General features: G+C 49.7%; 21 protein-coding genes. 6 read left to right on the top strand and 15 right to left on the bottom strand.

Annotated features, from left to right (window positions below; translation table 11 throughout):
• Nucleotides 1-253: 253 nt before the first annotated feature.
• From J3L11_RS14460 to nhaC, 7 genes are all read right to left on the bottom strand, one after another.
• Nucleotides 254-3,400, bottom strand: a complete 3,147-nt coding sequence (locus J3L11_RS14460; RefSeq protein WP_207571453.1) for a glycoside hydrolase family 2 TIM barrel-domain containing protein — start codon at nucleotides 3,398-3,400, stop codon at nucleotides 254-256.
• 65 nt (nucleotides 3,401-3,465) lie between these two features.
• Nucleotides 3,466-4,902 (bottom strand): aldehyde dehydrogenase family protein, encoded by a 1,437-nt coding sequence (locus tag J3L11_RS14455; RefSeq protein WP_207571452.1) that lies wholly within the window; start codon nucleotides 4,900-4,902, stop codon nucleotides 3,466-3,468.
• Nucleotides 4,903-4,928: 26 nt separating this feature from the next.
• The gene (locus J3L11_RS14450) at nucleotides 4,929-5,927 is read right to left on the bottom strand and encodes a 4-hydroxyproline epimerase (protein WP_207571451.1); all 999 of its coding nucleotides are present in this window, start codon (nucleotides 5,925-5,927) and stop codon (nucleotides 4,929-4,931) included.
• A gap of 17 nt (nucleotides 5,928-5,944) precedes the next feature.
• A complete protein-coding gene (locus J3L11_RS14445) occupies nucleotides 5,945-6,850 on the bottom strand; it encodes a dihydrodipicolinate synthase family protein (protein ID WP_207571450.1) in 906 nt (301 codons plus the stop codon).
• Nucleotides 6,851-6,970: 120 nt separating this feature from the next.
• Complete coding sequence (locus tag J3L11_RS14440) at nucleotides 6,971-8,221, bottom strand: FAD-binding oxidoreductase (RefSeq protein ID WP_207571449.1); 1,251 nt, start codon at nucleotides 8,219-8,221, stop codon at nucleotides 6,971-6,973.
• A 246-nt stretch (nucleotides 8,222-8,467) separates the two neighbouring features.
• Nucleotides 8,468-9,109 (bottom strand): GntR family transcriptional regulator, encoded by a 642-nt coding sequence (locus J3L11_RS14435; RefSeq protein ID WP_133037446.1) that lies wholly within the window; start codon nucleotides 9,107-9,109, stop codon nucleotides 8,468-8,470.
• 264 nt (nucleotides 9,110-9,373) lie between these two features.
• On the bottom strand, nucleotides 9,374-10,825 hold the full coding sequence (nhaC, locus tag J3L11_RS14430) for a Na+/H+ antiporter NhaC (RefSeq protein WP_189618570.1): 1,452 nt from the start codon (nucleotides 10,823-10,825) through the stop codon (nucleotides 9,374-9,376).
• 582 nt (nucleotides 10,826-11,407) lie between these two features.
• On the opposite strand from nhaC, the gene ric reads away from it, so the two are divergent.
• Nucleotides 11,408-12,109: an iron-sulfur cluster repair di-iron protein gene (gene ric, locus J3L11_RS14425; RefSeq protein WP_189618569.1), complete on the top strand. Its 702-nt coding sequence runs from the start codon at nucleotides 11,408-11,410 to the stop codon at nucleotides 12,107-12,109.
• Between the two features lie 14 nt (nucleotides 12,110-12,123).
• On the opposite strand, the gene J3L11_RS14420 is transcribed toward ric, so the two are convergent.
• From J3L11_RS14420 to J3L11_RS14390, 7 genes are all read right to left on the bottom strand, one after another.
• The gene (locus J3L11_RS14420) at nucleotides 12,124-12,693 is read right to left on the bottom strand and encodes a HupE/UreJ family protein (protein WP_207571448.1); all 570 of its coding nucleotides are present in this window, start codon (nucleotides 12,691-12,693) and stop codon (nucleotides 12,124-12,126) included.
• A gap of 173 nt (nucleotides 12,694-12,866) precedes the next feature.
• Nucleotides 12,867-13,583, bottom strand: a complete 717-nt coding sequence (locus J3L11_RS14415; protein ID WP_207571447.1) for an HAD-IA family hydrolase — start codon at nucleotides 13,581-13,583, stop codon at nucleotides 12,867-12,869.
• A 12-nt stretch (nucleotides 13,584-13,595) separates the two neighbouring features.
• Nucleotides 13,596-14,495, bottom strand: coding sequence for a tyrosine recombinase XerC (gene xerC / locus J3L11_RS14410; protein WP_278250743.1), 900 nt, complete (start codon nucleotides 14,493-14,495; stop codon nucleotides 13,596-13,598).
• On the bottom strand, nucleotides 14,495-15,151 hold the full coding sequence (locus J3L11_RS14405; RefSeq protein ID WP_133037451.1) for a DUF484 family protein: 657 nt from the start codon (nucleotides 15,149-15,151) through the stop codon (nucleotides 14,495-14,497). Before J3L11_RS14405 ends, xerC begins: the two co-directional genes overlap by 1 nt.
• Nucleotides 15,148-15,975 (bottom strand): diaminopimelate epimerase, encoded by an 828-nt coding sequence (dapF, locus tag J3L11_RS14400; RefSeq protein WP_207571446.1) that lies wholly within the window; start codon nucleotides 15,973-15,975, stop codon nucleotides 15,148-15,150. The genes J3L11_RS14405 and dapF overlap by 4 nt, the downstream gene beginning before the upstream one ends.
• 49 nt (nucleotides 15,976-16,024) lie before the next feature.
• The gene (gene lysA / locus J3L11_RS14395; RefSeq protein ID WP_189618566.1) at nucleotides 16,025-17,269 is read right to left on the bottom strand and encodes a diaminopimelate decarboxylase; all 1,245 of its coding nucleotides are present in this window, start codon (nucleotides 17,267-17,269) and stop codon (nucleotides 16,025-16,027) included.
• Nucleotides 17,270-17,275: 6 nt separating this feature from the next.
• On the bottom strand, nucleotides 17,276-17,416 hold the full coding sequence (locus J3L11_RS14390) for a lipoprotein (protein WP_242695262.1): 141 nt from the start codon (nucleotides 17,414-17,416) through the stop codon (nucleotides 17,276-17,278).
• 80 nt (nucleotides 17,417-17,496) lie between these two features.
• On the opposite strand from J3L11_RS14390, the gene cyaY reads away from it, so the two are divergent.
• Nucleotides 17,497-17,826, top strand: coding sequence for an iron donor protein CyaY (cyaY, locus tag J3L11_RS14385; RefSeq protein ID WP_133037455.1), 330 nt, complete (start codon nucleotides 17,497-17,499; stop codon nucleotides 17,824-17,826).
• Between the two features lie 22 nt (nucleotides 17,827-17,848).
• Here the strand turns inward: cyaY and J3L11_RS14380 are convergent, their stop codons facing one another.
• The gene (locus J3L11_RS14380) at nucleotides 17,849-20,287 is read right to left on the bottom strand and encodes a class I adenylate cyclase (protein ID WP_242695261.1); all 2,439 of its coding nucleotides are present in this window, start codon (nucleotides 20,285-20,287) and stop codon (nucleotides 17,849-17,851) included.
• 192 nt (nucleotides 20,288-20,479) lie between these two features.
• Between J3L11_RS14380 and hemC the strand changes: the two genes are divergently transcribed.
• Genes hemC through J3L11_RS14360 form a run of 4 tightly spaced genes read left to right on the top strand, consistent with a single transcriptional unit; the run spans nucleotide 20,480 to nucleotide 24,488 of the window.
• Nucleotides 20,480-21,412 (top strand): hydroxymethylbilane synthase, encoded by a 933-nt coding sequence (hemC, locus tag J3L11_RS14375; protein WP_207571444.1) that lies wholly within the window; start codon nucleotides 20,480-20,482, stop codon nucleotides 21,410-21,412.
• Nucleotides 21,413-21,420: 8 nt separating this feature from the next.
• Nucleotides 21,421-22,143: a uroporphyrinogen-III synthase gene (locus J3L11_RS14370; RefSeq protein WP_207571443.1), complete on the top strand. Its 723-nt coding sequence runs from the start codon at nucleotides 21,421-21,423 to the stop codon at nucleotides 22,141-22,143.
• 39 nt (nucleotides 22,144-22,182) lie between these two features.
• Nucleotides 22,183-23,322: a uroporphyrinogen-III C-methyltransferase gene (locus J3L11_RS14365; protein WP_207571442.1), complete on the top strand. Its 1,140-nt coding sequence runs from the start codon at nucleotides 22,183-22,185 to the stop codon at nucleotides 23,320-23,322.
• Nucleotides 23,319-24,488 carry a heme biosynthesis HemY N-terminal domain-containing protein gene (locus J3L11_RS14360; protein WP_207571441.1) on the top strand — a complete coding sequence of 390 codons (1,170 nt, stop codon included), beginning with the start codon at nucleotides 23,319-23,321 and terminating at the stop codon, nucleotides 24,486-24,488. Before J3L11_RS14365 ends, J3L11_RS14360 begins: the two co-directional genes overlap by 4 nt.
• Nucleotides 24,489-24,621 lie beyond the last annotated feature (133 nt).

Here is a 24,621-nt window from a genome sequence, read left to right as displayed (position 1 = left end):
CAGTGAAGGGCATAACCGTTTTTACCAAGAGGACAAAACACCGCCTTAGTGTAAGACTTACATACTGTTTTCAATAGCATTATTCATAAAAACTGCGGCACATAGACAGCCGTAGTACTGACTACCATTCACCCTAGTGCTGTCGCTCTCCGACAGCGACCTGAGTTTGAATGTATCAGTATGCTAAGCGCTGTGATTGCGCAGGACACTGTGTGGCGGGCAGCGATTAACAGCCCGCGATTAACCAGAAAAATTACCTTGTTGTCAGTGGCTGTAACAGCAACTGCAACCGATAATGCTGCTGTTTGGCTGGCAACAGACGGTAAGCGTCATAAGGCAATGCGCCCCAGCTGGTATCACCCCCAACGCCCCGTTGCCGTAGATCCAGACACAGTTCCGTCATGGGTCTGGGGACTATGTCTGTGGTGTGACGGTTTGGACCATCTTTCGGGTAATCAAAATCGGCAATGGTGTTGTGATGCGCGGTAAAATCAAACTGCGGAGCACCACTGATGCGCAGCCCAATGCCCTGCTGATTACGGATCTCCAACCAGCGGGTATCACTGCGGTTACCATTTTCCTGTGGACGGATATATGGCGTATAGAGTTCACTGACATCCGCATGGTAGATGCCGAGATAAGTGCTCTCTTTACGATCCTGATAGTTTTCCCAAGGACCACGGCCATACCAGGCGACACTATCGAAACCCTCCGGTAACTGCATTTTCAGTCCAAATCGCGGCATTTCCGGTAAGTCCTTTGCCAGATTGGCCTGATAATCCACCGCTACCGCACCATCTCGGCCGATGCGGTAAACAATGCTGCCATCGCTGTGCAGTGTTGGGAAATGTAAGGTGAACTGCACTTGTGCAAATCCTGCTTGCTGACGCAGTCGCACTGCAGTTACCTGCGCCGCAGTGTCAGCCTGTTTGTAAAATTCCGCCGTCTCGTTAGCGAATTTATTGCCATAATCGTTATCGGTCAGCGCTCGCCAGAAATTGGGGAACAGCCCTTGTTTTACCAATTCCACCCCAGCGACGCGATAGCTCACTAGACGAGCACTGTGCTTATCAAACCGTAGCTGACTGCGTCCGGCACGAACAGTGACGTTATCGCTGTCTTCTGCAACCTGTAGATCTTTAGCCGCTGTCAGTTTAAGTGTGTTAGCTGCCTGTGGCTGCAGCAGGAGCTGCTCACTGGCAACCTCATGCCCGGCAGGCAGCAACCCCACCGCTTCACGGGTGACAAAACGGAAATTGAGTGCGTATTCCTTATCCTTCGCCAAGGGAAAATGTTGCAGTTCAGCAATACGGATATCACCACTCTGTTGTGGTGCGATTGCCAATGCAGCTAACGTCCCGTGGCTGACCACGATACCATCCGCCAGCAACTGCCACTCTCCGCTAAGGTCATTCAGGTTTTTAAAGAAATTACGGTTAGTTATGCGGTACTGGCTGTTACTCAAGCGCGTTACTGCCAACGGCTGGTAGATCTTTTTCACTTCGTGCAATGCTGGATGCGGCGTGCGATCTGCTGCCACCAAGCCATTAGCACAAAAGTTACCGTCATTCGTAGTGCCTGCCGGCTCAAAATCGCCACCGTAGGCGAAGTAGCTGCGACCATCCGCGCTATGTTTCAGTAAACCTTGATCGACCCAATCCCAGATGCTGCCGCCCTGCACTTGCGGATGGGCATACACAAAGTCCCATAACTCCTTAAGGTTGCCACTACTGTTACCCATCGCATGGGCATACTCCACCCAGATAAACGGCTGCTCTGGATATTTCCCCAAATACTTGCTGGTAATTTCCTCACGATTGGCATACATCCAGCCAATCACATCGGTCATTTTCTCTTTGAACCAAGTAGTACGGCTTTCAAATTGCACCACACGGCTGTCATCCATAGCTTTTGCCAACTGGTAAGATGCTGACAGATTCGGCCCCGGGCCGGTTTCATTACCCAATGACCAAGAAATAATCGACGGATGATTTTTATCACGGGCAATCATGCCGTGCATCCGATCCAAAATGGCGGCTTTGAACTGCGGATCGTTACCGATACCGTGTTCATCGAAGCCATAACCGTGAGACTCCATATTGGCTTCATCAATCACGTATAAACCGTATTGATCGCACAGTTGATACCAGTAGGGATCATTGGGGTAATGTGAGGTACGTACCGTATTGATATTATTAAGTTTCATCAAACGGATATCGTTGAGCATACTGGCCTGAGAGATTGTCTGACCCGTCACAGGATCATGCTCATGCCGATTAACCCCTTTGATGATAATCGGCTGACCGTTTACCAGCAGTTGCCCATGTTGCAACTCGACACTGCGAAAACCGATAGGCTGATAGATCACCTGATCTTCCGCGCCCGGCTGTTTCACTGTGAGCAGTAATCGATAGAGTTTCGGCACTTCCGCCGACCACGGCTGGATCTTTGGAAAACGATGTTGCAACGTCAGCGGCGCAGTTTTACCGGCGGCCACCTCAAGCGAACTTCGCTGCTGCCACAAGGGCTTATCACCGTCATACACCGCAGTATCAACGCTGAGTTGTGCGGCTTGCTTGCTGCTGTTCAGCAACTGCAACGCCAAGGTTAATTGACCATCTTGATAAGCATTTTGCAGTACAGCTTTGGCGCTGAAATCCCACAACTGCACTTTGGGTGATACCTGGATAAACACATCCCGCTGAATGCCGCTCATACGCCAGAAATCCTGGTCTTCCAGATAACTGCCATCGCTCCAGCGATAAACTTCTACCGCCAAACTATTGTTGCCAGGCTTAACATATTCTGTGATATCAAATTCCGCTGGCAGTTTGCTGTCCTGGCTGTAGCCTAGCTTTTTACCATTGATCCACACATAAAAAGCCGATTTTACCGCGCCAAAATGCAACACCAAACGTTGCTGTAGCCAGTCAGATGGCACCGTAAAATCCCGCCGATAAGAGCCCACCGGGTTGTATGAGGGATCAATGTACGGCTTATTCATCGGAAACGGATAGCCAGCAGAGGTGTAGATCGGATAATCATAGCCCTGCATCTGCCAGTTTGATGGCACGGTAATTAATGGCCAGTTTGAAACATCAAAATCGTTTTTATAAAAAGCTTCTGGGCGGTCAGCTGGTCGTTTAGCAAAATGGAAATGCCATTGACCATTGAGGGAATAGTACTGGCTGGAACGTTCTGGCTGCTGCGCTAGCGCCAGCTGCGCTGAGGGATAAGAGATAAAATAAGCACGATCCGGTAGTTTATTGATGTCGAAGACGGCCGGGTCTTCCCAGTCATGATGAGTGGTGATTTGGTTTTGCTGGCAGGCACTGAGTAACAATAACCCCAGCGCTAGCCAGTATGTCTGTGCCAATTTTTCCCTTGCCTGTCGCCACATAAGCGCTTCCTCCCAGATAAAGAAAGGCTACACAGGACAGAGTAACTGTGCAGCCTTAGTGACACCTAAGCTTTCAGATAAGTGGTTTTTGCCACCGTATAGAAGGCTTTCGCCGCACGGCCCTGCTCACGGGCACCATAACTGGAAGCGCCCACGCCGCCAAATGGCACATGGTAATCAATCCCAGCGGTAGGCAAGTTGATCATTATCATCCCGGATTTAGCGTAACGTTTGAAATGCTCAGCATATTTCAACGAGTTAGTGCATAAACCCGCCGACAAGCCAAAACGGCTGTTATTCACCATTGCCAGCCCTTCTGCATAATCCTTGACCCGGAACACCGCAGCAACTGGGCCGAAAATTTCTTCCAACGCGATCGGATCATCGGCTTTGGCATGATCAAACAGGGTCGGGGCAAAGAAACATGCGGGCATCTCCACCGCAGTGCCACCACAGACAAGTTGCGCGCCAGGATATTGTTCCATCTTGGCAGTCTGGCCGCTGATCAGTGCTTTTTGATTAGGGGAAGCCAAGGGGCCAATTTGGGTTGCGGCATCCAGCGGGTCACCGAGTTTAAGTTGCTTGATCCGCGCCACCAGCTTACTGACAAATTCATCGGCAATCGCCTGTTCTACCACAATACGGGAGGTGGCCGTACAACGTTCACCTGCAGCGAAAAACGCGCCATTTAAGGCATTTTCCACGGCGGCATCCACATCGGCATCCGCCAGCACCAACAGTGCATTAACGCCGCCCATTTCGGTTTGTACCGGGATTGCACGTTCCATGGCCGCCAACCGCACTTTCTTGCCGGTAGCTTGAGAGCCAGTGAAACTCAGTGCATCGATGCCTGCATTAGCGCAGATAGCCGCGCCGGTTTCGCCACCGCCAAGGACCATGTTAACGGCACCAGGCAGCACGCCAGCTTCGTGAATGAGTGCCATCAAGCGCGCCGCAGTGGCCGAAGAGATTTCAGAGGGTTTCCACACCACGGTATTACCAAATGCCAAGGCTGGGGCAATCTTCCAAGCGGGGATGGCAATGGGAAAATTCCAAGGAGTGATCTGCCCGATAACGCCGACAGGCGCATATTCCACTTCCACCATGGCACCGTTGCGGGTGGATTCCAGTCGCTCGCCGACAATGCGCAGCGCTTCACCGGCAAAAAAGCCGAAAATACGGGCAGCGCGGCCCACTTCACCTTTGGAGTCAGCAAACGTCTTACCGGTTTCACGGGCGATCAACTGCGATAACTCATCGCTATGCTGCACAATCAACTGCTGCACTTTTGCTAAGGCATCTGCACGCTTTTCAATGCCTTGATCGCGAAATACCGCAAATGCCGCTTTGGCCGCAGTCACGGCTTGCTCGACAACATTGGCATCTGCCGCCGGAATTGTAATTTGTAAATCGTCAGCCTTGGCAGGATTCTGCTGCTGCAATACGGCGGTGCCGCTGACGTCGGTGCCACCGATGTGATGGCTCAGATGAATAATCTGCATCTAGTGTTTTCTCCTGTCACCGGTTGTCAAACAACCTGAAAACCCTCCGCAAAAGGTTCGTCATCATCAATCCAGATCTGATTGAAACCTGTGGTGTAAGCTGTGCCCTGAATGGACGGAATGATAGCAGGATGGCCCGCCAGCTCAGTGGCGGCTTCGACCCTGCCGATAAAACGGCTTTTGATATAACTTTCATGAACAAAGGTGTCGCCTACCGCGAGTCGGCCTTTTGCCACTAGGTGTGCCATGCGCGCAGAAGTACCAGTACCACAAGGGCTACGATCGATAGCTTTATCGCCATAAAACACCGCATTACGCCCGTGAGCATCGGCCGAGGCTGGCTTATCCGCCCACAACACATGACTCACACCCTTAATGGCTGGGTTCAGCGGATGTACCGGCTGAAACTGTTCGCGTACTGCGGCGCGCACCAACGGGCTGAGGCGCAAAATATCGGCGGCACTGAGGCTGTCCAATCCGGCGTAACCGGCCTGAGGCTCCACAATCGCATAATAGTTACCGCCATAGGACACATCGACCGTTAACGGCCCACAACCGGGAATATTGATATGAATATCTTCTGCCGCTAAATAGGAAGGCACGTTGGTCAACTTGACCCATTCAACCTTTTGCCCTTGTTGCTGGTAGCTGACTTCTATTAACCCCGCGGGTGCTTCCATCACCAGTTTACCCGGTGTTTTTGGCTGGATCAGACCATGTTCCAGCCCAAAGGTGATAATGCCAATCGAGCCATGGCCACACATGGGCAGACAGCCGCTGGTTTCAATAAATACCACGCCAAAATCTGCTCGCGGATCTTTGGGCGGATAGATAAAACCACCAGACATCATGTCATGCCCACGCGGTTCAAACATCAGCCCTTTGCGGATCCAGTCAAACTGCTCCATAAAACACACCCGCATATCACTTAGACTGTTGCCAGCAAGCTGCGGATGTCCCCCAACCACTAACCGCACCGGGTTGCCCGCGGTGTGCCCATCAATGCAGAAAAATGTATGTCTCATGGCGGCCTCTCGTACTGTTAAGCCTGAGTAGGTCTGGTGGCAGCGGCTTTCTCAACCATCGCTGTCACTTCATCACGGCGCGCGCCACTCAACGGCAAGCGCGGCATACGCACTCGTTCAGTACCTCGGCCCATAATCTGTTCCGCTAACTTGATGGACTGTACCAGATCGTGCCCAGCGTCCAAATGCAGCAATGGCATAAACCAGCGATAGATTTCCAGCGCCCGCGCCATATCGCCCGCTTTAAATGCGCGCACCAGTTCCACCGATTCCTGTGGAAAAGCCGAGGTTAGCCCTGATATCCAAGCACAAGCCCCCAAGGTCAAGCCTTCCAGGGCGACATCATCCAGCCCCGCTAGGATATGGAACCGGTCACCGTAAGCGTTATACAGATCGGTGTAACGACGCGTGTCGGCTGAGCTTTCTTTGATGGCGACAATATTTTTTACGTCCACCAACTTTGCCAATGATTCTAAACTGACGTTAACGCGATAAGCCGTGGGATTGTTATACAGCATGATGGGGAGTGAGGTGGCTGCCGCTACCGCTTTAAAATGGGCAATCAGCTCATCTTCTGTGGGTACGTACACCATGGCGGGAAGTAGCATCAATGCATCGGCGCCAAGTGCTTCGGCGTTCTGGACAAACTTGATGGCACGCTCGGTAGTCAGTTCACTTACTCCGGCAATAATCGGATGACTGCCTTTGACCTCAGCCGCCGCTGCAATAATCTGCCGCTTCTCTTCTGGTTCCAGCGAGTTATTTTCACCACAGGTACCAATCACCACCAGTCCATCGACACCATCTTCCAGCAATTTAGCAAAACCTTGCTGAGTGGCAGCCAAGTCCACCGCTAACTGTTCATCAAACTGGGTGGTGGCTGCCGGAAATACCCCGGACCATTTCATCGTACTTGTACTCATCTGTCTGTAATCCTGTTTCTGACATCAACTTGATGTATATGTTATATCGTATACTAAATTACGGCAAGCATTAACTTCTTCGCTCTTAAGTTATAGTCATAACACATTAATTTTTAAAACTTATCTTTGAAATCTAGTAAGAGAAAATGCTTGTAATGCTGAAGGAGTACGTTGATTTTGTACCATCTCCGCCACCAGCATTGCCGTCTTGGCTGCGAGAGTCAGCCCCAGGTGTTGATGGCCAAAGGCATAGTACAGATTGTTGGCCCGGTCACTCTTACCAATCGCAGGTAGATAGTCCGGTAAGGTTGGCCGCGCGCCCATCCACTCACTCACGTTACCGGAAAATGGCAGACCCAGCTCATCACAATGGCGTCGTAGTTGTTGCCATTTGCGCGGATCGGCTTTGGCATCTAAGGCGTTAAATTCGACAAAACTACATGCCCGTAAGGTGTTGGCAAAGCGGGTCACTATCATTGAACGGTCTTCAAAGACCAGCGGCGGTAGATGTTCAGGCCAAGTGCTGTCATCACACTTCACTTCGAGGTGATAGCCACGTTCGGCAATCAATGGCACATGGGGGTGAATGGCGTTCAGCAACTTGCCAGACGCGGCCCCGGCACACACTAACACTTGGTCAAATTGACAGTGTTCGCCATTCGCCAGCACCACTTCGGCACGACCACTTTGCAGCGCCAGTGATGCCACGTCGGCATTTAGCCATTCGCCCCCCGCTGCTAAAAACTGTTGTTTCAGCAATGCAGCCAATGCGGGCATATCATGGATTTGACCAGAACCGGTAAAACTGATGCCACCACAGAGGGGCACTTTGAGTGCTGGCAATGTTGCCAACAGTGCTTTAGGCAGCTCAACAAAAGAAACACTGCCAGTATCCGTATGTTGCCAGTTAGCCATACCTTTGCGGACGGAACTGTCTGACTCCCATAGCAACCAGTGCCCTTGATCTCGGTAAAGGTCAGCCGCATCCAACTGCTGCAACAACTGTTGCCAGGCCGTTTCAGCACCATTAACAAGTGTTTTGAGCGCTTGTTTCCCATGACGGAAACGACTTGGCATGGAGGCTTGCAGATAACGCCAAACCCAGCTCATTACGCCGGGAGCAGTCAGTGCAAAATCCAGCGCGCCCCCCACCATAAACAGCCGTTTCGGAGCCGTCGCCATGGCTGCTAACGACGCCAATGGTGTGACCTGTTCTACGGCGATATGGCCGGCATTATTCCATGATGGCGCAGTCAAGGCATCTTCCCGCTCTAAGATGCAGGTAGCAATTCCCTGCTTTTGTAACATCAATGCGCAACAACGTCCGACAATACCACCACCGATTACCGCAACTGTTCCATCAGCACTCATAGCAACAACCAACATCAGATATTTTGGAATAATTTGTATACTATATAACAAATACAGAACTAACAATCACCTGCTGTTAATTTTTTGTTGCTGCTAGCCGATATTAGTGGTCGAGCGGTTGCGTCAGGCAACTAGAACTCTGTATCAGTTTGTTTCGCAGACGATTGGGGCACTACAGTTAAAGAAAGGGAACGGCGAGTTGATATTATAAAAAAGCCCAGGATATGACCCGGGCCTCGATGAAAATTATGCCTGCAGCTGTTGTCGCAGATCGTCCAGCACACCTTTGGTATGTTCTTTAATCAGTTTTTTCACAGTCTTGGCATCACGCGCCATCCAGGCATCGAAAATCTGTTGATGCTCACTGAGCGCATTCACTTCCCGATGAGGTGGTTCCAGGTGTTTGCGCACATAGCGTTCTGACAATAGGTGCAGTTTTTCCAGAATATCTTGGGTAACCCCACGCTGTGGTGACGCCGTGAGTGCCAGATGAAAATCGCGATTTACCGAGACCCCAGCTGACGCACCACCACTCATCCCCTCAAACTTACGGAAAGTAGATTCCACCATGGCGCGAAGCTCATCATCCGCTTCTTTACAGGCTTCAGCTGCGGCATCAGGTTCTATCAAGATACGCAAACGGAACACATCCTCCGCTTCAGCCACCGTCAGCGGCCGCACTAAGAAACCACGGTTTGGATGGGAGATGAGTAAGCCATCATGTTCCAGACGAGTTAAGGCTTCACGCAATGGGATTTTGCTAACGCCTAACCCCTTAGATAAGGCATCCTGCCTGAGCGGTTTTGAAGGAAGCATGTCATTGGCCAGGATACGATCTCTGATAATCTCGTATGCCTGTTCTGACAGGGTCTTGACCACAATCGACATAAATTAACTCCAAAGCCCGGAATTCCATTCAACTGAACAACCTTATTCTGCTGAACAAAGATGACCGGTAAAAGTGGTGGGGAAATACTGATTTAGGCAAACATTATACTATTTAAGTTGCTGAATGCCTACTTTGATTGTGACCCACTGTACGCCCGACAATTTGTCCTCACAAAGCTGCCGAGTGTGAGGACGCTAAATACCATAAAAAAATGCCTGCAAACATCTTGCTGCAGGCATTATCAGATCATCGAGAAATAACGGCTAATCCGCTTCCAGAATAGAGGAAGATGCCGAGCTTTCCGCTGATGATGGAGCCGATGTTTTCATTACGCCCTGACGCTGAAAACAAAACCAACCGGTGTAACAGTACAGGGCTGAAATCAGCAGCACTAACATGTGATACCAAAGAAACGGCAGATAAGCGGCAGTTGATACTCCCAAGGTTGTAGCCATAAACACGCCACCGTCAGTCCAGGGGATCATCGGCGTGGTAATGGTACCTCCAGCCTCGGTGTTACGTGACAAAACGCGCCGATCAACACCAAGCTCGTCATAATTTTTCCCAGTAATCGTGCTGGCGGTAATCAAGGAAACATAAGCCGCCCCACCGAGGAAATTCCCCAAAAAACCCGCAAACAAAGTAGATAGCCCCAAACGACCTAATGAGTGCGCCCAACGCTGCAATCCGTTAGAGATAGTAGTCAACACCCCGGTAACTTCCATCAAGCCACCCAGACCTAGCGCCAGCATGACGAGCAGAATCACTTCTAACATTGATGCGATGCCACCACGATTGAGCAGAATATTCAAAAAATTCAAATCCGACTGTACGTGATTTCCTTGATACAAGGTCGCAAATGCTGCTATTGGTGACATCTGTTCAAACACACAGGCCCAGATTACGCCGAGTAAAGCACCGAAACTGATCACCGGAACGGAAGGCAAGCGCAGTAACAACAATGCAATCACTGCTGCAGCTGGTAGCAACATATACCAAGCAATCACATAGTGCTGCGACAGCGCATGCATCACATCCTGCGCACGGCTAACATTACCACTTTGACCGTAACTCAGCCCTACGACCAGGAACAACAATCCCGCAATAGTAATAGCCGGGACGCTGACATACAGCATGGACTTGATATGGTCGATAATGTTGACCTTGCACAGCGACGCCGTCATCACAGTAGTGTCCGATAGCGGTGACAGTTTATCGCCGACATAAGCTCCAGAGATCACCGCGCCTGCCACCAAGGGCGCTGGCAGATCAAAGCCCGCCCCAATGCCCATCATGGCGATGCCCGCAGTGCCAGCGGTACCAAAGGAAGTGCCCGTTGCCAGTGAGGTCACCATGCAGACAAAAAAGGCTGCCAGTAAAAATATGTGCGGACTCATCACTGATAAGCCGAGATAAATAATATTGGGTACCACGCCCCCCGCCATCCAGCTACCGATCAGCGCCCCCACCGCAATCAACACCAGAATGGCGTCCATCCCCTGACTAATGCCATGGGTCAATCCCTGTTGCATAGTGTGGTAATCGAGCTTGAGAATTTTTCCTAGCCCCATCACCAGAAACCAGCTCACCAGCAACGCCAATTGGATTGCTAGGCCAAGTATGTGCACGAACATAAAGATGACACCGATGATCATCAGCGCCAGTAATAATATCTGTGGAACAGTGGGTAAACGGGAAGGATGTAGCGGAGTCATGTTGGTTATCCTAAGGCTTTTACTTTGCCATATGGCAAGAGAATAAAAATGCCCAGTCTTACTGGACTGTTGTTATAAGTAGTTTTTGTACGGTAAACACTTGCAACTCACGCGCTGCCATACGGCTTAACGTTTCCGATGATCCCCACCACTTCATCTGAGTCCCCACAACCGATGCCCCAATCGGTAAGTCTGCCGACTATTTACCCAAAACTGACGAAGGTACTACGGAGATATCACTAATGTTGCTGAGTTGATTGCACTCATATTTATCGAATAAAAAATAACGTATACCATTTTAACTATAAGTACAAGCTGAATAAGTAACCGTATTTCGAGGTATTGTTCAATGCGCTACAGCTTATGACGGTACAGACTCCCGGAATATCTCAATCATCTTGCACCTGCAACAGAGGATGGTTAATTATGGTGTTTTTCAATAAGTTAAATATATTAATAGCCACTACCATGTCGTCTAGCAACCATTAAAAATGTGCTTAACCTAGCAAATTACTCAACTTTATAATGCAAATATAAAAGACGCATTTATAATACAGCTTATATTTCCAGCAGGAGTTTGCTATGTCCAAAGAAATTGAGCTCGACCGCCGTGTAGGGGATTTAGTTGCTGAAGATTTCCGTAACGCCCATATCTTCAGCCAGTTCGGTATTGACTTTTGTTGTGGGGGAGGAAGAACGTTAGCAGCCGCTTGTCAGCGGGCTAATGCGGAGCCTACCATCGTTATACAAGCACTGCAGCAACTACAACGCAGTGGCGATAAACAAGACCAACTGATACAACTACCATTGGCTGATTTAATCGACCATATTGAACGTAAGCATCATGAATATGTAAGACAGAAAGCGCCACTGCTGCTGGAATATGCCGATAAAATGGTGCGTGCCCATGGTGACAAGTATGAAGAAATCAAACCTGTCGCTGGCTGGATTAAAGCACTGGTTGCAGATCTACTACCGCATCTGCAAAAAGAGGAACAGGTGTTGTTCCCGGCCATTCGAGCACTGAGTAATGGTGACCGCATCAATAGCTGCTTTGGTACAATCGATAATCCGATACATGCGATGGAATACGAGCATGAGGAAGCCGGGCAGATCTTACAAAAACTACGGCAACTGACACAGAATTATCAACCGCCAGCCCACGCCTGCACCACCTGGAGAGTGTGCTACGCGACTTTAGCGGAGTTTGAACAGGACTTATTCACCCATATACATTTAGAAAACAACGTGTTATTTCCAAAAGCATTACAGCTGGAAGTCTAAGTTATTGATGACACCTATGGGATAGGCCATAACAACGCCAGCACTAAATAACCACCGGCGACGGCAATAACGCCGCCGGTAATGCGCAGCAGTCGACTATTATTATCCAGATGTCTCAGAATCTTACCAATTAAGACACCCATTAACTGCAATAAGACAGTACCTGCCAGCAGGCCTGACAGATACGCCAGTGGTGAGGCCCCTGCTGGCATTAACGCCCCATGTTCATAGCCATGAAATACCGCAAATATCCCGACAAATGCCATAGCAAACGACACGGGCATGCTGCGGTTTAGGGCAATGATACCGCCAAGCGCCACGACCCCTAACGCCAAAAATGAATCTGCGATTGGCATTGGCACCGCCAATATGCCCGCAATACTGCCAAGACACATAAAAAACAAAAACGCCAAAGGGATCATACACACTAGGCCGCGCTCCAACATGGTGCAAAGCATTCCAACACTGAGTGCTGCGAGAATATGGTCCATGCCCTGAAAAGGATGCGACAAGCCGTAGATAAAACCGTAGTTAACCGCGCCAACCTGGGCGGCTACAGGGAGACTGATACTCAGCAAAAACAAAGGAGTTAACCGGTAGCATAAAAGAGACAAGCTTTACCTCGGCCAAAAAATAACATCGCAACGTATGTAACGTAATAATAAGCTATATGTTACACAAATGATAATAACAAAAGTGTGACTGTTTGAAGAAATTTAAACGTGAGTAATTGTGTATGGACGTCGCCTTTATTCGGCTAAAGCAGCTGTTTTAATTGCGCTAACTCAGATACTTGTAACTGCGGTAATAACGGTCCAGAAGACTTTACCGCTACCTGCCCAAACCCTGGATTAAGCCAGATGGCCTGACATCCGGCCCGGCGGGCACCGGCAACATCGGTCATAGGGTGATCGCCCACATGTAATAACTGCGAAGGAAACAATGCCAGCCGTTCGGCCGCCTTGACAAACATATCGGCAAATGGCTTCATGCGCACGCCGTTACCTGGATGTAGCACAAAAGACATGACACCACCCAGACCAATGGCTTGTTCATTCACATTACCGTTGGTAATACCGACGATGGGCCAACGCTGTGACAACTGAGTTAGCAGCGAAATCACCTCCGCCGACACCCGAAAATTACTGCGTCTGTCATAAAAATAACTCAGCCCGTCATCAGCGCCTTTAACTGCAATGGCATCTTGATAGCCTAAAATCTTTAACCCAAGATATAACACCGCACGGCGGGTGGCCGAGGTATCGTGAACCAATTGCGGCTGTGCGGCTAATACTCGCATTTTCAATTGTCGCCAATCATCCTGGCTGTATTGAGTTGTCGCTGGGAAATGTTGTGCCAGCCACTGCAATAACTCAACCTCAGCGGCAGCAATTATCGGCTTATTGTTATAAAGGGTATCGTCCAGATCGAAACTGAGCGCCCGAAATGGCGTAAGACGGAGAAAACTGCGCATCACATCTCCCTCTCACTTTCCTTTTTTGGCATGAGGATGGGCACTGTCATATACCTTAGCCAGATGTTGAAAGTCCAAACTGGTATAGATTTGGGTCGTCGCCAGATTAGCATGCCCCAGCAGCTCCTGCACTGCCCGCAGGTCACCACTTGACTCCAGCATATGGGTGGCAAATGAGTGCCGCAGTTTATGGGGATGGACGCGTCCAGCAATGACTTGCTGTTGTCCCCAAAACGCCAACCGTGCCTGAATACTGCGGTGCGCTAACCTTTGCCCTTTACTGGTAACAAACAGCGCCCGATCCGCGCAAGGCAGCAATTGCCGATAACCCAGCCAGACCTTAATTGCCGCTACGGCAATCGAGCCAACCGGTAACAATCGCTCCTTACTGCCCTTCCCCATAACCCGCACCTGTGCTTGCGGCAAATCCACATCATCCACGTCCAATGCTGCCAATTCCGCCAGTCGCAAGCCACTGGAATAAAACAGTTCCATTATCGCTTTATCGCGAGCCGAGATAGGGTCAGTGACTTCAATATCCAGCAGATGGCTGACACTGTCAGTATCCATATTCTTGGGTAGCGGCTTTGCTTGTTTGGGGGCCGACAACGACTTAGCAGGATTACTGCGGATCGCACCTTCGCGCAGCAAAAAGGTAAAAAACTGTTTTTGCGCAGAGAGGCTTAATGCCAAACTCCGAGGACTCAAACCTTGCCGATGCAACTTTGCCAGCACGCTTTGGAGTTGTTGAAATTCGATAGTTTCCCAACGACTGACATCTGGCAGTAGTGCCGCAACCCGCAATAATTCACTCATATAGTTGCGGACAGTGTATGGAGATAATTGACGTTCCGTACGCAGAAATCGCTCAAATTGCGCTATCCAGTGGGACTCGGCAAGTGCTGTCATCATCAGAGTTTAGGTAACAGATGATCCAGTAACTGCCGCACCTGTTCCAGCAACATACTGTCCATCTCTGGGTGAAAATGGGTCACATCCTCACTGGCAATGGCAAATATTACCTGCCCATTGTCTTCGGATAAGCGCGCCAGTGACACTGATCCCACTTCAGTACCAAATAATCGATGGGATTCCTGACGAGTAAGACGGCCAAAATAGTAGCCTTGCTTTAACCGTTTATGCCAGATTGTCGACAGTTCAGAATCAATATCGTGCACGGTAATCAGCCGTACATGACTGAATTGGAATTCACCTTTCAATTCCGCTGTCAGCACTTGCCGTAATTCGCCAATGTCTTCACAATCCAGCAGTTTGCGGCACAACTGAGTATTAAATCGATAAATTCGTTCGTTGCGGGTTGCCATGGACATCAGCGTGGTGATCTCTTCTTCAAGCTGATTGACGCGGCTGCGCAACATCTCCTGGCGTTTTTCGACCAGTGACACAGTTCCCCGTTCACCATGTGGCAACACCATCGCCAACAGCAGTTCCGGGAAACGACTGAAAAAATCTGGGTTGTCGAGCAGATACTCACGGATAATCTGCTCATCAAATGGCGCATCCATACGCGCTTTTACTTCGGTTTCGGTTGCCACAGTTTCGGTCATAATTGTATTTGTCCGTCGTACACGTGTTCCGCCGGGCCTGTCATCCATAATGGTTTGCCTTCGCCTTCCCAGTTAATGGTCAGACTGCCGCCGGGAAGGTCAACCCGCACTATCTTGGCTAATTTGCCTTGTAATTGCCCAACTGCTGCCGCGGCACAAGCGCCACTGCCGCAAGCCAGCGTCTCAGCAGCGCCGCGCTCATAAACGCGCAATTTGATATGTCCTTCATTGACTATCTGCATAAAACCAACATTGACGCCTTTCGGGAAACGTTCATGGTTGGTCAGCAGCGCGCCAATTTGCGCCACATCCGTTGTCGCTACATCCGCCACCTCAATCACACAGTGAGGGTTCCCCATGGAGACAGCACCACACAGAAAGGTCTGGGCTTCCGTCTGCAACAGATAGGTTTTTTCTGCTTTTTTGGCCTTAAAAGGGATTTTACCAGGGTCGGTAATGGGCACCCCCATATTCACCGTCACAGTACCATCTCGCTCTAACCTCAGCGTCATCTTGCCAGCCGAGGTGCTGACACGGATCTTCTGCTTAATAGTCAAGCCTTTATTACGTACAAAGCGGGCGAAACAGCGAGCCCCATTACCACATTGTTCCACTTCGGTGCCATCGGCGTTAAAGATACGATAATGAAAATCGAGGTCGGGATCGTAGGGTGGCTCAACCAGCAACAACTGATCAAACCCCACACCAAAGTTACGATCTGCGAGACGGCGGATCTGTTCCGGCGAAAAAAACACATTCTGGGTGACGCCGTCAACGACCATAAAGTCGTTACCCAAGCCGTGCATTTTGGCGAACTGAATCAATCTTGCTCCTTTGTCGCCACTTGGCGCAAAAAAGGTCACTGGGAGTAGTTTACGGCAGCAGGTGTTCACCTTGCCAGAGTTGTGGCAGTTTTTCGCGTTCACGCACCACATAATGGCTACCGGCATCTACCATCACCTCAGCTGCACGCGGTCGAGTGTTGTAGTTAGACGACATCACAAAGCCATAAGCGCCGCTGGAGCGCACCGCTAACAAGTCCCCTTTGCGGATAGACAACTCTCGAGATTTACCTAAAAAGTCTCCGGTTTCACACACAGGTCCCACGACATCATATACCTTGGGAGCACTGCGATACTGCCGCACTGGAATAATCTTTTGCCAAGCACCATATAAGGCGGGGCGGATGAGATCATTCATGGCACCATCGACAATAGCAAAATTTTTCCCAGCATTTTCTTTTAGATACAACACTTGCGTGACAAAAATGCCAGCATTGGCGGCGATCGCTCGACCCGGTTCAAAGATCAGCTGCAAATCACGCCCTTGCAGTTTCTCCATCAAAGCGCTGGCATAGACATTAGGCATTGGGGGCGTTTCTTCGTCATAGGTCACCCCTAAACCACCGCCAACATCCAAATGGTGAATGTCGATGCCTTTGTCACTGAGCCGATCAATCAATGCCAAAACCCGATCCATGGCATCCAAAAATGGTCGCAATTCTGTCAGCTGTGAGCCAATATGACAGTCCACACCTTTGACCTGTAAATAAGGCAGTTCCATCGCCCGGGTAAATGCAGCTTCCGCATCATTCATGGCAATGCCGAACTTATTTTCCTTGAGACCGGTAGAAATATAAGGGTGCGTGCCAGCGTCTACATCGGGATTAATCCGCAGCGACACCGGTGCCATAGTGCTAAGTCCGGCAGCGACATCGTTCAACTGCTCCAACTCGGCCAATGACTCTACGTTGAAACAATAGATCCCCAGCTCCAGCGCCATTTTCATCTCGGCGGCAGTTTTACCAACACCAGAGAACACCACTTTCGCAGGATCGCCACCGGCAGCGACCACTCGCGCCAGTTCCCCACCCGAAACAATATCAAAACCGCTGCCCATACGCGCCAATAAGTTGAGCACAGCTAAGTTTGCATTGGCCTTGACCGCATAGCAGATAAGATGCGGATGTTCAGCCACAGCCGAATCAAAAGCATGCCAGTGTCGTTCCAGTGTGGCGCGAGAGTAGATATATAATGGTGTGCCATATTGTTTAGCTAATTCGGCCACACTGCAGTCTTCAGCAAACAGATGTTTCTCGCGAAAATTAAAGTAATCCATAATCCCTCACTTTGACTGTTGCGGGGTTGCTGGCTGCACCGGCTGCACCTGATTGGTTTCTTGTGCCGGACTCTTATAAAGAGGACCTTTCTGACCGCAGCCCGTCAATAATAGGCCAATGATGGTTAACGCGATAAACAGTCTCATTTCAATCAACATCTGTGCAGAGGATTTACAATAGTCTTATAATCGCATTCATCTTAATGAAAGCAAAGGACAGAAATTGCATGGCTATGACAGATAGCGAATATCATCAGCTTGCCGACAAAATGTTCGATTTAATTGAAACCGCGGTAGAGCACGCCATCGACAACGACGACGCCGATGTGGATGTCGATAACAGCGGCAATGTACTGCAACTGGAATTTCCTGATGGCTCCAAAATAGTGATTAACAAGCAAGAACCTTTGCATGAGCTTTGGGTTGCCACTCGTTTTGGGGGCTACCATTTCGGTTATGTTGAAGGTAAATGGCTGGACGGTCGCAACGGCGGGGAGTTTTTGCCTTTTGTACAGCAAGCCATTGCCAAGCAAGGCGGTTTGCAACTGCAATTTTAATGGCTGCTAACGGGCTTGGCAGTCAGAACTCAGACTGCCCAGTGCCGGATGCCAGACCAAAGGGGACAGCAGTAATTTTGTGATCTTCAAGCACCAGCATAAAAAACTGCGGGAAGTTGAAACGATCGCGCATATTCTGAGTATCGCCAAAAGCATAATGACGGGTTAGTTGTGCCACGAGATCGCTAACATTGGCCCCCGCTTGCACGTAATGACTCAGTTGATTGCGCTCATCCAACACGTAAACATCCAGGGCATTATCACCCTGTTGTAAAAAATATTGCAGTATGCCTTTTACCGCAAAATCGCGGATCACTTGTGGTACATTTACACTGGCTTTACCATTCACCAGAGTGTCCGGTGGTTGCTGTAATTCGCCACGCACCATCTGTTCATACAGCGATTTCACATCTGAAAGATCGCGGTAACTCATCCCCTTCGCATCGAAAAATAGGCCATAACGCTTGTCACGTAGTTGCAGTGGTTGCACCAATGTCCGTGTCGCCTGAGCATCCCGGATCAATCGATAAACCTGCTTCATCAAACGACACAAGCAATGTTCTAGTTGCGGTTGCACTTTTTTAGACGCACTCACCACATCAAGTTCAACCTTATCGGTGCCGCGTTTTAGTCCGGGTGCCACATAGCTTATCAACTGTAATAACGCCTGTTCCCCCTGAAAGCTATGACAATGCCATTCCCCCCAAGAATTGAGGCTGATAAGGTGAATACTGCCCAACAGACAAAATTGCTGCTGCCCCACAGATAACAGATTGCTGCCGAGCAGATCCAACATAATTCCTTGTCCAGACCAATCAGCCGTTGGGTCATAGTCAAGATTAAGCAGCAAGAGCAACTTGCGGTAATGCCATGGCTGGCACAGATCCATTTTGGAAACCCGCCAGTGACGATTAGCAAGGTGAGGTAACAATCGCCGAGCGGTCCTACGTAGTCGCCGTCCTCTAGCGCTGCTGCGGCCATATTCATGCCAGCGAGTGTGTGTATCACACACACCATTCAAGCACGCCCATGCCATTAACGAGGCAGTATTGGACGCTTTATAGACGGCAACCTCGCCGAAAAACTGCCGAGGATCTGGGGGTAATCGATACAGATAACTTTTTTTGGGCGCCTGTCCACTGCGGACAACTGTCAGATGTTTTTCCGCTAAGTGCTGACTCCAAAGTGGGTTAAGCCGCAGGATCTGCTGTTCATTATCACTGAAATAGGTGTGTAATTTACGGGTCAATAATCCCAGATCTTCAATTTTGAAATGCTCGCTTAAGCTGTGGATGGAAGCAAAGCGTAGCAGCGTCTGATAGCTGACTAACATCAGTTCATTGAGCTGAGCATTGAACCACTGCAGCTCACCACTATGCCAGTTGTCGCAGTTATCCAATGTCACCACCAGACTGTAAGGCCACTCCCAGTCAAGCACCATTTTGCGCAGTTGTTGATAACGCCAGTCTTGAGATTGCCGCTGATCGCTAAGGCGGATGCCACATTTCAGATACAGGCAGCGGCGAGCAATTTCCAATCGGCGGCTATCGCCAACACGCACCAGATATTGTTCGATAAACTGATAGAGTAACAAGTAGGGATCATTATCAATGGTGAAATCACCTGCCAACGTTTTTTGCCAGATAGAGTCGGTGATTAATCGGCTACCCGGATAGTCACTGGCGTAAGCTTCAAGCAACAGCACTTTTAGCAACGCTTTGTGCGGTTTTTCTAGGCCTTTATATAGCTGCCATAAAGAGGCACCGAAATACTCATTCGCCGGTAAGCGGTGGACATCCCCGAAAAACAAATACTGAGCTTGCGCTTGCGCCCCTGGCCACCAAGCAACGGTTTTTCCCGCTAAACGAATGTGGCTGCGGTAAAACTCCTCCAACAACAGCCAGTGTTGTGCCGTGCCACTGTGCTCATGTCCCAGCACTTCCCATTCATTCTGGATGCGTTCTTGGTAGTCGCGGCTGAACTGGGTCGGATGCACTAAGTAGAAGTTCACCTCAAAATCAAAACCGCCAAACCAATTGGTCAGCATGCGGCTCTTCTGCTGCAAACGCTCTACCGCCGGCGACTCAAGATCACTGTTATAAACCAGCCATACGTCCACATCACTTTTAGGGTGCTGGCCGAAACTGGCGGTACTGCCCATGACGTACACCCCCTCCAACAAGGGCGTTTGTGGCACTTCGGCAGGTATCGGCTCCAGCTTGAATACATCCAGCGCGTCAAGCAGGCCGGGAGTCATCTGGAAATCAGTCACACCATAGGGCGTTGCTTCACCGTTGTAACCAGGCAACGACTGATGGTGGTGATGTAGCAGATAAGGGATTAGCGTAAACAAGTGCTTTTGCAACGGAGAAAACAACGCATGCGCCCGAGCCAGCCGCACGCGATTAAGACGCTCGGCAATATCGGCTTGTTGCTGAGAGATGTCGATCATCCGGACCATTATTTTTCCCTAGGCGTAATGGGGAAACATGCTAACATTTTTCACATAATGCGCAAACAATGAGACAGAGATCACATATTACACCAATAAATAACCGGTTTGATTTCAAAGATTGAGCAATGACGCGTGCCATTATTTTTTTGGCAATGTTAGCATTGCCGCATTTAAACTCTGTGACGGAAATATTCGGGCATGTCTGAAAATTGTATTCGCATTGCAACACGCAAAAGTCCGCTGGCTATGTGGCAGGCTGAGTTTGTAAAAGCTGAGCTAGAAAGGATCCACCCAGGATTGCTGGTTGAATTGTTACCTATGAGCACTAAAGGTGACGTGATCCTTGATACCCCGCTGGCAAAAGTCGGTGGTAAAGGGCTGTTTGTTAAAGAGCTGGAAGTTGCCATGCTTGAAGGACAGGCAGATATCGCAGTTCACTCGATGAAAGATGTGCCAGTAGAGTTCCCAGAAGGGTTAGGACTGGAAGTCATCTGCAAACGTGAAGATCCTCGCGATGCATTTGTTTCTAACAAATATCAACATATTGAAGAACTGCCGCAAGGCGCTGTCGTAGGCACTTCCAGTCTGCGCCGTCAATGTCAACTGCGTGAGCGTCGCCCAGATCTGATCATCAAAGATTTACGTGGTAACGTTGGCACCCGACTCAGCAAGCTGGATGCTGGTGATTATGATGCCATCATTCTTGCAGCGGCCGGACTTATCCGCCTTGAACTGAAAGAACGCATCGCCAGCTTTATCCCTGCTGAAGATTCATTACCTGCCAACGGACAAGGTGCCGTGGGTATTGAATGCCGCACGGATGATGAACGGGTAAAAGCCTTGTTGGCACCGTTGGAACATAAAGAAACCCGATATCGAGTACTGGCGGAGCGCGCCATGAATACCCGTCTAGAAGGCGGTTGCCAGGTTCCGATCGGTGCTTATGCTGAAATTGACGGTGACGATATGCTGTTGCGTGGACTGGTGGGTAATCCCGACGGTTCGCAGGTAATCCGTGGCGAAGTAAAAGGTCATAAACTGGACGCCGTTGCCTTAGGTAATAGCCTAGCTGAAGAGCTGCTCAGCAAAGGGGCCAAAACCATCCTTGATGCGGTATACGGCAATAACTGAGATCACGCATGAAAGTGCTGCTCACACGTCCACAAGGACGTAACCAGTCGATGGAAGATGCCCTGCGCCAGCGGGGTATCGCATTCATGACTACTCCACTGTTGGCGGTAGAGCCGCTCCACGATGCGCAAGGGCTAACCTACTTCCGCAACGCCGAGATTGTCATTTTTATCAGCACTAACGCCGTTGAATTTGCTAATCAGTTGGTAGGCGACTGGCCAACAGCGAAGCATTATCTTGCGGTCGGAGATGCCACTTGTCAGGCACTCAATGATTTGGGTGTTGAGGTGCAGTCCGCCCCCGCTGAACTGCAGCAGACCGAAGGGCTGCTAACATTGCCATTGTTGCAGCCCGAACAGGTAAAGCAACGCAACATCTTGATCATCAGGGGGCAAGGAGGACGCGAGGATTTAGGCGATACTCTCAGCCAACGTGGCGCCCAGCTAAGCTATTGGGAAGTCTACCGCCGCGTCTGCCCTACTTATGATGTACAGCAACTGCTGCAAAGCTGGCAAAAATTCGGTATTGATACCATTCTGCTCACCAGCGGCGATATACTAAAGAATCTGTTGAAACTGCTGCCAAAAGAGTATTTTCCTTGGCTGCAGGCATGTCATATCATAGTTCCCAGTATCCGGGTAGAACGTCAGGCGCTGGCGGCAGGGTTATCCCATGTCACCAATGCTTGTGCTGCGAATAGTCAAGCCATGCTCAACGCATTGGCACTGTAACACAGCCTGCCTGCCCATTATTGTTCAAGGACTGTTTTTATGGACAACGAAAAGCCACAGGACGAGAAGAATTTGCCCGTCCCCTCAGATTTACCACAGCCCGAGACAGAAGAAACTACCAATATTCCGCCTAAGCTTGCTACCGCACCACAGCGGTCAGGGAGTTCGCTAACGCTACGCCTGCTGCTGTTATTTACACTGTTATTGGCGCTGTTGGCCTGCACAGCTAGTGGTTATCTGTACTGGCAATTGCAACGCCAGTCGCAACTGCTGACTGATACCAGCGTTTCCATGCAACAAGCATTGCAGACTCCAACACAAGAGATCCACAAACTAAGTGCGCAGTTACAGCAAGCAGAACAGAAGGATAGTACGCAACAGGCCACTATTGAGCAGCTACAGCAAAACCAGGTACAGCTCCAGGACAAGATAGCAACATTGGCGCAGCGCCATCCCAACCATTGGCTCGCAGCTGAAGCTGAGTATCTGGTACGAATAGCTGGTCGTAAATTGTGGCTGGAAAAAGACCCACAAACTGCCGCGGGGTTACTGCAGGCCGCCGACGAACGTATCGCCGCAATGCAGGAACCCTCGCTGACACCACTGCGCAAAGCATTGGCACAAGATATCGCCAAGGTACAAGAGATCAAGAATGTCGACATTGCCGGGACCATATTCACACTGGATGGCATTATCGGCAAGCTGGATAAAATGCCGCTACATCAGTTAGGTGAAGCGGAGCAGGCACCCGTGGATGACAATCAGCCAATGTCTGCGTCAGTCGCAGATTGGAAAACGAATCTAGCTAAAACCTGGAAGGCGTTAACCGAAGACTTCTTTACAATCCGCAAAATCAATACTGATATTACCCCACTGTTATCGCCTAAACAGGAATGGTATCTGGAAGAGAATATCCGCAATAAATTGCTGCAGGCACAACTGGCGCTGTACCAATACAATGCGTTGAATTACCGCCAGTCCATCACCATGGCACGCAAGTGGATCCAACAATATTATGATTTAGCGGATGAGCACACACAGGAAGTGTTACAAGCACTGGATGCTCTAGCGAACTTAACACTTGATCCTATTAACGTGCAGCAATTCCAAGCCAGCGCTCAGCTAAAGCAATTAGTCACCTATGGTCGGTTGATACCAGCAACGGAGGCTGAACAATGATCAGAGCATTGGTTTACCTGCTGATTATTCTGGCAGGTTTATGCCTTAGCCCTTTTATTGTTGGTAAGAGTGGCTATGTGTATATCGCATTTCTCGACTGGCAATTAGAAACCACTGTTGCCTTTGCTGTCATTGCTATGGTGGTGTTTTACGGGGTATTGCAGTTATTAGAATGGCTCTTGGTTGGCCTGCTGCATATTATTCTCAGCAGCCGTTATCTGCCGCAGCGCTGGCGCCGTAATGCCGCTCGCAAACACACCTTGGTGGGCGCGCTGGCATTAGCAGAAGAAGACTGGCCAGCAGCGGAGCGTGCTATGCGTAAAGGCGCCGAGCAGGGAGAGATCCCTGCACTCAATTATTTAGCCGCAGCCCGAGCAGCACAATACCAGCAAAAGATAGAAGCCAGAGATGCCTATCTGGAGAAAGCTGCCACATTACCAATGGCCGCTACCGCAGTCACCACAACCCGTATCCGCTACTTTCTGCGTCAAGGCGAAGTCACCGCGGCGCGAGAGTTGCTGGATAAACTGCAACCCAACAGTAAGAGCAAAGTTCCAGTACTTAAACTTGCAACGGAACTGTACCGTCTGCAACAAGATTGGCAATCGCTGAAATTACTCCTTCCTGCACTGGCAAAACGTAAAGTGCTTAGCGATGATGAATGGCAGCAGTTGAGCATTGCGGTGAATGTTGAGCTGTTACGCCAAGCCGCGAACATCAGTGAACAAGAGTTAGAAAAGTGTTGGCAGTGGCTTAGTCGGGCAGAAAGAAATGAGGATGCTAATCTTGCGGCCTATGCTAACGGACTCAATCAACACGGTAAACATGACGAAGCAATCAAGTTACTCAGCAAGCAGCTAAAAAAAGAGGCATCTGCTCCGGTCTTTGAGGCCACAGCAGATATCTGGCAAACCGAAGATGCAGACCTGATGACATTGCTACAAAAACTGCAGCCTAAACTGGAAAACCATGCAGACTATCAACTCTGTATGGCCAGAATATATGAAAGAGCCCGTGATTTTGCCGCAGCTAAAGAAGCTTGGCAGATGCTATGTAAGCTGTTACCTAAAGCGCAATACTGGCGCTCACTCGCGGCGTTGCAGGAACAGTTAGGCGACAATGGTGGTGCGTTAGCTAGTTACAAACAAGCCGTCAAAAATCTGTAACTAATCATTGTCTTAACCTTCAAAAAAAGCCGCTATAAAAATAGCGGCTTTTTCTTATGCCGAAACACTCGTATTCCTTTTTTCCTCTCTTGTAACAGACAATGTTAATACCTGTTTTCATAAATATCTAATT

This window comes from Shewanella sp. 4t3-1-2LB, assembly GCF_017368415.1.
Classification (GTDB): domain Bacteria; phylum Pseudomonadota; class Gammaproteobacteria; order Enterobacterales; family Shewanellaceae; genus Shewanella; species Shewanella fodinae.
The sequence above is the reverse complement of the archived record's forward strand: the minus strand, read 5'-3'. Positions and strand labels throughout refer to the sequence as shown.

What these genes read in the sequence shown, in the direction of transcription:
- nhaC (WP_189618570.1), bottom strand. Translation starts at nt 10,825, where the DNA reads ATGACTCCGCTACATCCTTCCCGTTTACCCACTGTTCCACAGATATTA.
- J3L11_RS14460 (WP_207571453.1), bottom strand. Translation starts at nt 3,400, where the DNA reads ATGTGGCGACAGGCAAGGGAAAAATTGGCACAGACATACTGGCTAGCG.
- J3L11_RS14370 (WP_207571443.1), top strand. Translation starts at nt 21,421, where the DNA reads ATGAAAGTGCTGCTCACACGTCCACAAGGACGTAACCAGTCGATGGAA.
- J3L11_RS14380 (WP_242695261.1), bottom strand. Translation starts at nt 20,287, where the DNA reads ATGGTCCGGATGATCGACATCTCTCAGCAACAAGCCGATATTGCCGAG.
- J3L11_RS14455 (WP_207571452.1), bottom strand. Translation starts at nt 4,902, where the DNA reads ATGCAGATTATTCATCTGAGCCATCACATCGGTGGCACCGACGTCAGC.
- J3L11_RS14440 (WP_207571449.1), bottom strand. Translation starts at nt 8,221, where the DNA reads ATGAGTGCTGATGGAACAGTTGCGGTAATCGGTGGTGGTATTGTCGGA.
- J3L11_RS14415 (WP_207571447.1), bottom strand. Translation starts at nt 13,583, where the DNA reads ATGCGCAGTTTTCTCCGTCTTACGCCATTTCGGGCGCTCAGTTTCGAT.
- lysA (WP_189618566.1), bottom strand. Translation starts at nt 17,269, where the DNA reads ATGGATTACTTTAATTTTCGCGAGAAACATCTGTTTGCTGAAGACTGC.
- J3L11_RS14450 (WP_207571451.1), bottom strand. Translation starts at nt 5,927, where the DNA reads ATGAGACATACATTTTTCTGCATTGATGGGCACACCGCGGGCAACCCG.
- J3L11_RS14360 (WP_207571441.1), top strand. Translation starts at nt 23,319, where the DNA reads ATGATCAGAGCATTGGTTTACCTGCTGATTATTCTGGCAGGTTTATGC.
- J3L11_RS14435 (WP_133037446.1), bottom strand. Translation starts at nt 9,109, where the DNA reads ATGTCGATTGTGGTCAAGACCCTGTCAGAACAGGCATACGAGATTATC.
- J3L11_RS14405 (WP_133037451.1), bottom strand. Translation starts at nt 15,151, where the DNA reads ATGACCGAAACTGTGGCAACCGAAACCGAAGTAAAAGCGCGTATGGAT.
- xerC (WP_278250743.1), bottom strand. Translation starts at nt 14,495, where the DNA reads ATGATGACAGCACTTGCCGAGTCCCACTGGATAGCGCAATTTGAGCGA.
- ric (WP_189618569.1), top strand. Translation starts at nt 11,408, where the DNA reads ATGTCCAAAGAAATTGAGCTCGACCGCCGTGTAGGGGATTTAGTTGCT.
- J3L11_RS14390 (WP_242695262.1), bottom strand. Translation starts at nt 17,416, where the DNA reads ATGAGACTGTTTATCGCGTTAACCATCATTGGCCTATTATTGACGGGC.
- J3L11_RS14445 (WP_207571450.1), bottom strand. Translation starts at nt 6,850, where the DNA reads ATGAGTACAAGTACGATGAAATGGTCCGGGGTATTTCCGGCAGCCACC.
- cyaY (WP_133037455.1), top strand. Translation starts at nt 17,497, where the DNA reads ATGGCTATGACAGATAGCGAATATCATCAGCTTGCCGACAAAATGTTC.
- J3L11_RS14365 (WP_207571442.1), top strand. Translation starts at nt 22,183, where the DNA reads ATGGACAACGAAAAGCCACAGGACGAGAAGAATTTGCCCGTCCCCTCA.
- hemC (WP_207571444.1), top strand. Translation starts at nt 20,480, where the DNA reads ATGTCTGAAAATTGTATTCGCATTGCAACACGCAAAAGTCCGCTGGCT.